Consider the following 9,222-nt stretch of genomic DNA (forward strand, 5'->3'; position numbering starts at 1 on the left):
TGGACGGGGTGGTCAGGCCGGCGCGGTGGCGGCGGCGTGCCGGTCGAGGGCGGCGAGCTGGTCGCGCAGCGCGCGGACCCGGTCGTCGTGGTCCTGCTGGACGTCGTGGGTGAACAGCAGCATCGTGGGCAGGGAGGTGGCGAAGTAGTCGACGGTCGCGCGGCGGCCGGCCTCCGCCTCGACGTACCGGGCGAGCCCGTGGCGCAGGTGCCGCGCCTCGTCGTCGCGCCCCAGCCGGCGCAGCGCGAGGACGGAGGCCGCCGTCCGCTCGGAGAACTCCTGGACGGCCATGCCCTCGAAGTCGCCCTGCTGCGCCGCGGCGGTGCGCCACGCGTCGCGCGCGTCGTCGGCCCGGGAGCCCGCGGCGAGCGCGTCGCCGAGCAGCAGGTGCAGGTCGGCGGTGTTGGCGAGCGGGTGCCGGGCCTCCCCGAGGGACTCGGGCGGGGCGAGCGCCGCCGCGGCGTGCTCGCGGGAGGTCGCGGCGTCGCCGTCGTCCAGGGCACGCCGGCCGAGGGCGAGGTGGGCGGCGTCCCAGGCGGCGAGCACGCGACCCTCGCCGCCCTCCCAGGGTTGGAAGGCCCGCCCCGTCAGGACGTCGAGCGCCTCGGCCGGGCGTCCGACGGCGGTCAGCAGCTCGGCGAGCTGGACGGACAGGTCGTCGCGGGCGGCGACGAGGTCGGGCCGCGCGACAAGCGGCGCGAGGCGGCGCTCCGGCGGGGTGCCGCGCCGCGCCTCCAGCTGGTCGGCCTCGTACAGCAGGCGGGCGTCGTCGGGGGCGAGCACCCGCGCCCGGGCGTACCAGGCGGCCGCCGCGTCCGCGTCACCGGTCACGTTGTGGGTCGCGACGCCGAGGTTGCGCAGCACCACCGGGTCGGTCCCGTCGCCCGACGCCGCGACCTCCCAGGCGGCGATCGCGTCCTCGTGACGTCCCGCGGCGTACAGGCGGTGGCCCGCCAGCCCGGCGACGAGCGGGTCCCGGGGCCAGGCGTGGCGCAGCCGGGCCAGGGCGTCGTCGTCGGTGGCGGCCGGGAACGCCCAGTCCCGCGGGGCGCGGCGGGCCCGCTCGAGCGCGGCGGCCGCGGCCGCCGGGGCGCCGCGGGACAGCTCCAGGTCGGCGAGGTGCAGGAGCGCGAGGACCCGCACGTCGCGCTGCCCGCGCGGGGACGGTCGGGTCGCGACGTCCTCGAGCAGCCCGACGGCGGCCGCGGTCTCGCCGGCCGACGCGTGCTCGAGCGCGACGTCGAGCGCCATGGTCGGGTCCGGCGTCGTGCCGGCGGTGGTGCCGCCGAGCCCGACGCGCGCGGCGAGGTCGCGCGCCCAGGCGTCGAGCGGGTCGACGGCCAGCGTCCCGCACACCAGGTCCCGGGCCTTCTCCGCATCGCCCGCCCGCAGCGCGCCGATCGCCGCGAGGTTGCGCCCCTGGACGTGCTCGGGGCTGCGGCGCAGCAGCGCGTCGAGCTGCTCCGCGGCGTCGGCGTCGCGCCCCTCGGCGAGGTCGAGCCGCGCCGTCGCGACGGCCGCCGCGTCCCGCCACGCCTGGTCCCACGACGCCGCGCCCAGCGCCTCGCGCGCCTCGGCCGTCCGCCCCTGGCGCGCGAGGACGACGCCCAGCCGGTAGTGCGCCTCGCCGTCGCGGGGGTTGGGGTTGCGCACCGTGAGGCGGGACGTCGCGGTGCGCAGCAGCCGCTCCGCCTCGTCGAGCCGGCCCTGGCGGGCCCGGCGGGCCGCGAGCGCCGTGGCGCACCGCGCGTCCCCGGGGTCGCGGCGCAGCGCCTCGACCCAGTACGGCTCGGGCGACCGTGTCGCGTGCCGGTACTGCTCCAGGTGCAGGCCGGTGACGTACAGCTCGTCCACGGAGGCGACGTCGCCCGGGGCGGGCGGCTCGGTCGCGGGGTCGGGCAGCGCCGCGGCAGGGTCCGGCGCGCGCCGGGGGCGCCACGTCACGAGGGTCGCACCGTCGTGCTCCACGACGAGCTCGTAGGCGGTGGGCTCGGCGCCCGCCGGGCCGGTCAGCTCGCGCACCAGCGGGGCACCGGGCGCGAGATCGGCGCGGGCGTCGAGGAGCACCTGCTCGCCGGCGCGCAGCACGACCCGCGCCCCCGCGCGGGGGGACGTGACGGCGACGCCGACGCGCACCGCCGTGCCCTCGACGTCCAGCCGCACCGCGGCGTCCCGCGTCGCCTGGTGCACCGGTCCGACGTCCTGGATCGGGTACCAGTACTGCGAGAACGCCGTCGTCTCCCCCGGGCGCAGGAACGCGAAGTCCGGTTGGTTGTCGGTGAAGACGCCCGCCATGAGCTCGACGTACGGGCCGTTCGTGTCGGTGAGGTGCCGGTCCCACGCCCGGCCGAACGGCGCGTTCCCCCAGGTCCACATCTTCTTGCCGGGCGAGATGCGGTGGTCCGCCCAGTGCACGAACCCGGCACCCGCGGCGTGGTCGTAGCCGCCGAAGAAGTCGTCCTGCGAGCCGAGGCACATGTACGACGTCGGCACGGGGATGTTGCGGTACCGGTCCAGGCGGTCGCCGTCGGGGCGGTCCGGGGTGCGCCGGGCCGGGTAGTCGACCCCGTAGTAGCGACCGGACGCCGCGGGAAAGGTCGTGACGGCGCGCTTGGCGTGGTCGGCGACGACCGTGACGTCGGTGGGGAAGAACGCCTGGTAGTCGTCGTGGACCGCCGCGGCCACGTTGGCCCACCACAGGAACGTCTGGACGTCGTCGGTGCGGTTGACGAGCCGGACCCGCAGCTCGACGAGCGCGCTGTCCGGGCGCAGCCGCACGCCGTGCATGCCCTGCATCCGCGCGAACGGATCATGGTCGGAGCACCAGACCGTGACCGCGCCGTCGGCCTCGGTCTCGATCCAGGTCTCCGTCGGCAGGAACGTGGCCGGGCGGTGGTGCTGCGGCCAGTTGAGCTCCACGCCGCCCGAGACCCACGGGCCGAGCAGGCCGACGAGTGCCGGCTTGATGACGTCGTTGCGGTAGAAGAAGTCATAGCCGCGCGTGCGGTCCAGGCCCACGTGGATGCGCCCGCCCAGCTCGGGCAGGACCATGAGCCGCACGTACGCGTTCTCCAGGTGGATCGCGTCCCAGTCCCGCGGCGCCTTGGTCGGCGCGACCCGGTCGACGAACGGCATCGGGTACACCGCACCCGACGACCCCTGGTAGACCCGCTGGTCCAGGTAGGCGGGGTACCGGTCCGGCTCGCCGATGTCGTAGGTGTCGATGGACACGGGCTCACGCCAGCCGCGCACCGCCCGGTCGGCGAGGCCGGCCGGTGCGGGCGGCAGGACGATCCGCGACTCATTCTCAGGCATGACACGAACGTAGGCCGCTTGACCGCGCGGGACGATAGGCGATTCCCTGAGGCACATGGACGAAACCACGGTCGACGTCGCCGCCGCGCTCCGGGACGGGTTCGCGGGCCAGCGCATGGTCGTCGTCCCCCGCCCGGCGGTCCGCGCGGCCCTGGAGCGGCCCGTGACGGGCCGCCTGGTCGTGACCGACGCCGGGTTCTTCCCGCACGCCGCGCGGCACGGGAGGGCACGCCCGGGCGGCGCCCGGGAGCACGTCCTCCTCGTCTGCACCGACGGCGCCGGCTGGTGCCGCACCCCGGCCGGGCGGTTCGACGTCCGGCCGGGCGACGTCGTGCTCCTGCCGTCCGGCGCGCCGCACGAGTACGCCGCCACCGAGCGCGAACCCTGGACGCTCTGGTGGCTCCATGCGACAGGCCCGGACGCCGACGAGCTCGCCGGCGCCGCGCGGAGCGCCGCCGGCGGTCCCGTCACGCACCTGCGCGAGCCGGCGACGGTGGCCAGCCTCGTCTCGCAGGTCATCGACGCCCTCGACGAGGGCACGGCGGGCGGCCTGGTCCGGGCCGCGGGGGCCGCGTGGCACGCCCTCGCGCACGTCGTCGCGACGGGGCGCCGCTCCCCCGGTCCGGCACCTGACCCCGTGGAGCGCGCCGTCGAGCACCTGCGGGCCACGACGCCGCGGCGGACCGCGGTCCCCGCCCTCGCGGCGATGGTCGGCCTCAGCCCGTCGCAGCTCGGCGCCCTGTTCCGCGCCCAGGTGGGCACGTCCCCGCTGCAGTACCAGACCCGGCTGCGCATGGCCCGCGCGCGCGAGCTCCTGGACGCCACCGACCTGCCCGTCGCCGCGGTCGCGACGACGTGCGGCTACGACGACCCGCTGTACTTCTCGCGCCAGTTCGCCCGCACGCACGGGACGTCGCCCACTGCGTACCGGGCGCGGCCCACCTGAGCGACCTCCGGGACTCGGCCGGGCACCGGCTCGGTGATCACGGCTCGCGCACCGCCCGCGCCGGTCCCGCGGCCACCTCCGGCTCGGCGCCGGGCGGCCGCTCGGCGCTCTCGCTGCGGAGCGTCTCCAGCAGCCGCAGCCAGACCTCGCTGATGGTGGGGTACGACGGCACGGCGTGCCAGAGGCGGTCGAGCGTGACCTCTCCGACGATCGCGACGGTCGCGGAGTGCAGCAGCTCGGCCACGTCCTGCCCGACGAAGGTCGCGCCGACGACGACGCGGCGCTCCGCGTCGATCACGAGCTTCGCGCGGCCTGTGTACCCCTCGGCGTGCATGCTCGCGCCCGCGACCTGGCCGATGTCGTGCTCCACGGTCCGCACGTCGACCCCGGCCTCCCGGGCCTGCGCCTCGGTGATTCCGAAGGCGGCGACCTCCGGGTCGGTGAATGCGACGCGCGGGACGGCGGCGCGGGCCTGGTACTTGCCCTGGTGGGTGAGCAGCGCGCGGCCGTTGGCGTCGCCGACCGCGTACAGCCAGTCGGTGCCCTCGACGAGCATCGTGTCGTCGACCTTCGTACACCGGCACAAGCGGCCCACGAGATCTCGGAGGAAGGCCTGAAGCACGAGGCTCCTGGGGCTGCGCGAACCAGGTCCGGCCCCGCCACCCGTGAGCGGATCCCCCAGGCCGCGAACGAGCTTTTCTACGCCGAAGGGATCCGTGCCACGAGCGTGGACGGCATCATCGCGCGGGTCGGCGAAGGTCACGTTCTACCGCCATTTCCCCACCAAGAGCGACCTCGTCGTCGCCTACCTCACCCGGCAGGCGGAGGCCGAGCGCGCGTGGTTCTCCGCCACGCGCCGGGCGGGCGACGCGGCAGGTTCGTTGCGTGCGCTCGCCGAGGGCATCGGCGCGGCGAGCTGCAGCCCCGGGTTCCGCGGATGCGCGTTCATCAACGCTGCCGCCGAGCTCTCGGACCCGGACGACCCGGTGCGCACCGTCATCGACGAGCACCGGCAGTGGACGCTCGACGAGTTCGCCACGATCGCGGCGGACGCCGGAGCGCCCGACCCGGACGCCACCGCACGGCAGCTCATGCTCCTGCGCGACGGGGCGATGGTGATCGGCTACCTCGGCGACGCAGAGTCGGTCGCAGACACCCTCGACGCGGCGTTCGGCTCGGCGCTCGCCGCCTCGGACCACTGACCCCCGACGACCTCGTCCTCACCACCGGCGAGAACCCGACCGCCCTGCCCCGTAGCATGCACGCCATGAAGAAGTTTTCGGTGATTGCAGCACGTTCTCGGGTCGCACCCGAACACTTCCACGCACGCTGGTGCGACGTCGCGACGCATCCGGAGTGGGCGCCCGGCATGGAGTACGTCCGGCTCGACGGCCCGGTGCGCCCCGGCGCCCACGGGGTGATGAAGACCCGCGAGGGTGAGGAGACCCCGATGATGGTCAGCGACGTCGTCCCCGGGGTGGCGTTCCAGGACACCGTCTTCCTCGACGGCGGCTCCCTGACGGTCCGCCACGAGTCGCACCCCGACGGCACCGGCAGCCGGTTGGAGCTGCACCCCTCGATCGACGGGCCGCGTGAGGACGACCTCGCGGCAGAGATGGCCGGCCTGGAGGACGTGCTCGCCGCGGACCTCGCAAGCTTGATCGCCCTGGTGGAACGCGAGCACTGAACCGACCGAGGTCGGACCCCGGGGTCAGCGTCGCAAGGACGCAAGCGGCCCGGGACCGGCGTTTCCGCTGGTCCCGGGCCTCTCGCACGGTGGGCGATACTGGGTTCGAACCAGTGACCTCTTCGGTGTGAACGAAGCGCGCTACCACTGCGCCAATCGCCCGGTGCGTGGACGATATTAGCCACAGACCGGGCGCAGACTCAAACCGGGCACGCCAGCGGCGCGAGCCGCACCCGGACGGCGCCGGTCACGGGTCGAGGTGCTGGCGGCACCGCTCCTCGAACAGCTCGCGGGCGACGGACGAGATCTTGCCGACGGGCACCTCGGCGCCGTCGAGCCAGGTCACGGGCTGCACGTTGCGGCCCGAGGACGTGAGCACGAGCTGCGCCTCTCCCAGGGTCACCTCGTCGAGCACGTCGAACGGCAGCTCGTCGGGTTCGGCCTCGCGGACCGCCAGGCCCTCCTCCGCGCCCCACTCGAGCAGGAGCGCGCGGGTGATGCCGGCGAGGCAGCCTGACGACAGCGGCGGGGTGACGAGCTCGCCGCCCCGCTCGACGAACACGTTCGAGCCGGTGCCCTCGCACAGCTGCCCGACGGTGTTGGGCAGGATCGACTCGTCGCCTCCCTTGGCGACGGCGTCGGCGAGCGCGACGACGTTCTCGGCGTACGAGGTCGTCTTCAGCCCGGCGACGGCGGAGCGCTCGTTGCGGGGCCAGGGTGAGCGGGCGGACCGCGACGTCGGCGCCATCGCGCCGTCCTGGGCGGCGACGACGACGGTCTGGGCGCCCGGCACCCGGCCGGACCCGAGGGGGCCGGTCCCGGCGGTCACGGTGATCCGCAGACGCCCGTCGAACGGCCCGGCCTCGGCGACGGCAGCGTCCATGACGGCGACGACGCCGTCGCGGACCCGCTGCGCGTCGGGCGCCTCGAGGCCCAGCCCGAGGGCCGAGCGCTCCAGCCGCGCCAGGTGGCGGGTCAGGGCGAACACCTGCCCGCCGAAGACCGTGCACGTCTCGAAGACGCCGTCGCCCACGGTGATCCCGTGGTCCACCGCGCTCAGCGCTCCCTGACCTTGCTCGACCAGTCTGCCGTCGGCCCAGATCACCAGTGTCATGGGCCCAGTGTGCCCGAGATCACGACGTCGTGGACGCCGCTCACCGGCGCAGCACCAGGTGGGTGACCTCCGGGGTGGCGCGCGCCGAGACGGTCCGCAGCCTGCGCGGCCCGACGCCGTCGAACAGGCGGACGCCCTCGACCCCCAGGACGACGGGCGCGACGTGCAGCCTGAGCTCGTCGATCAGGTCGGCGGCGAGGAACTGGTTGATCGTCGTCGCGCCGCCCGCCACGGCCACGTCCCGGTCGCCGGCGGCCTCTCGCGCCTGCCGCAGCGCTTCGGAGACCCCGCCGGTGACGAAGTGGAACGTCGTGCCGCCGGACATCGGCAGCGGCTCGCGCTCGTGGTGGGTCAGGACGAACACGGGCGCGTGGTACGGCGGGTCCTCGCCCCACCAGCCGCGCCACGCGAGGTCCCACGCCCCGCGGCCGGGCGTGAACATGTGGCGGCCCATGACGAACGCGCCGGCGGCGGTGATCGCCGCGAGCTCCGCCTGGTGGTCGGCCGCGTGCTCAAACATCCACGCGTGGAGCTGCTCGCCGTCTCCCACCCCGTCGCCGAAGGGCTGGTCGAGGGACTGGTTCACCCCCGCCGAGAGACCGTCGAGCGAGATTCCGAGGTCGCACGTCACCTGTGTCATGCCCCGAGGACTCCCTGGGGCGCCAGGACTCATCGGCCGGACGACGCCAGCCCCACCAGCCTCTCGGCCTTCAACTCCGTCTCGGCCCACTCGGCGGCCGGGTCGCTGCCCCACGTGATCCCGGCGCCCGTGCCGAACCGGAGCATGCCGCCGGCGCCGCGGGGCTCGCCGGTCCACCAGAACGTGCGGATACCGACGGACAGCTCGGCCGTGCCGGCGTCGGCGTCGATCCATCCCACAGCGCCGCAGTACGGCCCGCGCGGCGCCGTCTCCAGCTCGCGGATGATCCGCAGCGCCGACGACTTCGGCGCCCCCGACACCGACCCCGGCGGGAACGTGGCCGCCACGACCTGGCGCCACACGTCGGCGGACCCGGCGACCGCAGGGTCGAGGACGCCGGAGACCCGGGAGACCAGGTGCACCAGGCCGGGGTGCCGCTCGACGGCGAGCAGGTCCGTGACCGCGACGGTCCCCGGCCGGCAGACCCGCTGCAGGTCGTTGCGCACGAGGTCCGTGATCATGACGTTCTCGGCCCGGTCCTTGGCGCGCAGCCCGTCGGCGGTGCGCGCGGTGCCCTTGATGGGCCCCGAGGTCACCGTCGCGCCCTCCGGCCCGGAGGCGACGGCGAGGTAGAGCTCGGGGGACGCGCCTACCACCCAGACCGGGTCGACGCCGCTGGAGCGGGGCACGTGGATCGCGGCGGCGTACGGCGCGGGGTTGCCCGCGGCGAGCCGCGCTGCCAGGGCGGCGGCGTCCGGCTCGACGACGTGCCCGTCCGGGCCGATGCCGGGCAGCGGGGCCTCGAGCACGCGGCACACGTTGACCTGGTAGACGTCGCCCTCGCGGATGTGGGACCGCACGCGCACGACGGCGGCCTCGTACGCGTGGCGGTCGGCGGAGCTGCGCCAGTCCCCGGGCGCGGGGCCGTGCCACGGGGCGGCCGGAGCGGCGTCGCCGGCCTCGCGGACGTCCGCGAAGCGCCACGCGCGCGCCGTGCCGGTGGTGCCCGAGGGCGACCGGCCGCCGAAGGCCTCGAAGTCGGCGACGACGAACCAGGTGCCTCCGCGGGCCACCCGCTCCGCCTGGGCGGGGTCCTCCAGGTCGACGCACTCGACGACGCCGGTCGCGGCCCGTCCGGCGAAGCGCGCCCACGCCGCGTCGCCCCGCGGGGCGCGCCCGGGAGGGCGGCCGGCGGCCGGGCGGGGGGCGGGGGCGTCGTCGCGGGAGTGGTGCGGCACGCCCAGAACGGTAGGCGATTGGACGTGCGCACTCCGGGTCGATTAATGTGTGGGACGCGCCGGAACGGCGGTCACCGCGAGGTGGCCAGAACCGGTCGCGCGGATGTGGCTCAGTTGGTAGAGCATCACCTTGCCAAGGTGAGGGTCGCGGGTTCGAGTCCCGTCATCCGCTCCGAGCTCTGTCCTCTCTCCTCAGGGTCGGAGGCGCAGCAGCCGCAGGGGGCGATTGGCGCAGCGGTAGCGCGCTTCCCTGACACGGAAGAGGTCACTGGTTCGATCCCA

At 75.5% G+C, this 9,222-nt stretch carries 7 protein-coding genes, 2 tRNA genes and 1 pseudogene; 4 read left to right on the forward strand and 6 right to left on the reverse strand.

What is annotated here, in order from left to right:
* Nucleotides 1-12 precede the first annotated feature (12 nt).
* A complete protein-coding gene (locus EYB28_RS12205) occupies nt 13-3,315 on the reverse strand; it encodes a DUF5107 domain-containing protein (protein WP_166848221.1) in 3,303 nt (1,100 codons plus the stop codon).
* Between the two features lie 55 nt (nt 3,316-3,370).
* Here EYB28_RS12205 and EYB28_RS12210 point away from each other — a divergent pair, with 55 nt between their 5' ends.
* A complete protein-coding gene (locus EYB28_RS12210) occupies nt 3,371-4,261 on the forward strand; it encodes an AraC family transcriptional regulator (RefSeq protein WP_166848225.1) in 891 nt (296 codons plus the stop codon).
* Nucleotides 4,262-4,382: 121 nt separating this feature from the next.
* Here EYB28_RS12210 and EYB28_RS12215 read toward each other — a convergent pair.
* A pseudogene (locus EYB28_RS12215) lies at nt 4,383-4,829 on the reverse strand (pyridine nucleotide-disulfide oxidoreductase); the annotation flags it as partial.
* A gap of 148 nt (nt 4,830-4,977) precedes the next feature.
* On the opposite strand from EYB28_RS12215, the gene EYB28_RS12220 reads away from it, so the two are divergent.
* Nucleotides 4,978-5,463: a TetR/AcrR family transcriptional regulator gene (locus EYB28_RS12220; RefSeq protein ID WP_240930535.1), complete on the forward strand. Its 486-nt coding sequence runs from the start codon at nt 4,978-4,980 to the stop codon at nt 5,461-5,463.
* Nucleotides 5,464-5,528: 65 nt separating this feature from the next.
* Complete coding sequence (locus EYB28_RS12225; RefSeq protein WP_166848231.1) at nt 5,529-5,948, forward strand: hypothetical protein; 420 nt, start codon at nt 5,529-5,531, stop codon at nt 5,946-5,948.
* A gap of 90 nt (nt 5,949-6,038) precedes the next feature.
* Here EYB28_RS12225 and EYB28_RS12230 read toward each other — a convergent pair.
* The 4 genes from EYB28_RS12230 to EYB28_RS12245 form a co-directional block, all read right to left on the reverse strand.
* Nucleotides 6,039-6,110: transfer RNA gene (locus EYB28_RS12230), tRNA-Val, on the reverse strand.
* Nucleotides 6,111-6,195: 85 nt separating this feature from the next.
* Nucleotides 6,196-7,062, reverse strand: a complete 867-nt coding sequence (locus EYB28_RS12235; RefSeq protein ID WP_166848234.1) for an aminotransferase class IV — start codon at nt 7,060-7,062, stop codon at nt 6,196-6,198.
* A 40-nt stretch (nt 7,063-7,102) separates the two neighbouring features.
* Complete coding sequence (locus tag EYB28_RS12240; protein WP_166848236.1) at nt 7,103-7,702, reverse strand: dihydrofolate reductase family protein; 600 nt, start codon at nt 7,700-7,702, stop codon at nt 7,103-7,105.
* Nucleotides 7,703-7,731: 29 nt separating this feature from the next.
* Entirely contained in the window at nt 7,732-8,940 is a 1,209-nt protein-coding gene (locus EYB28_RS12245) for an anthranilate synthase component I family protein (protein ID WP_166848238.1), read from the reverse strand.
* A 99-nt stretch (nt 8,941-9,039) separates the two neighbouring features.
* On the opposite strand from EYB28_RS12245, the gene EYB28_RS12250 reads away from it, so the two are divergent.
* Nucleotides 9,040-9,112: transfer RNA gene (locus EYB28_RS12250), tRNA-Gly, on the forward strand.
* Nucleotides 9,113-9,222: the final 110 nt, after the last annotated feature.

This window comes from Isoptericola sp. BMS4, from assembly GCF_011634835.1.
GTDB lineage: Bacteria > Actinomycetota > Actinomycetes > Actinomycetales > Cellulomonadaceae > Isoptericola.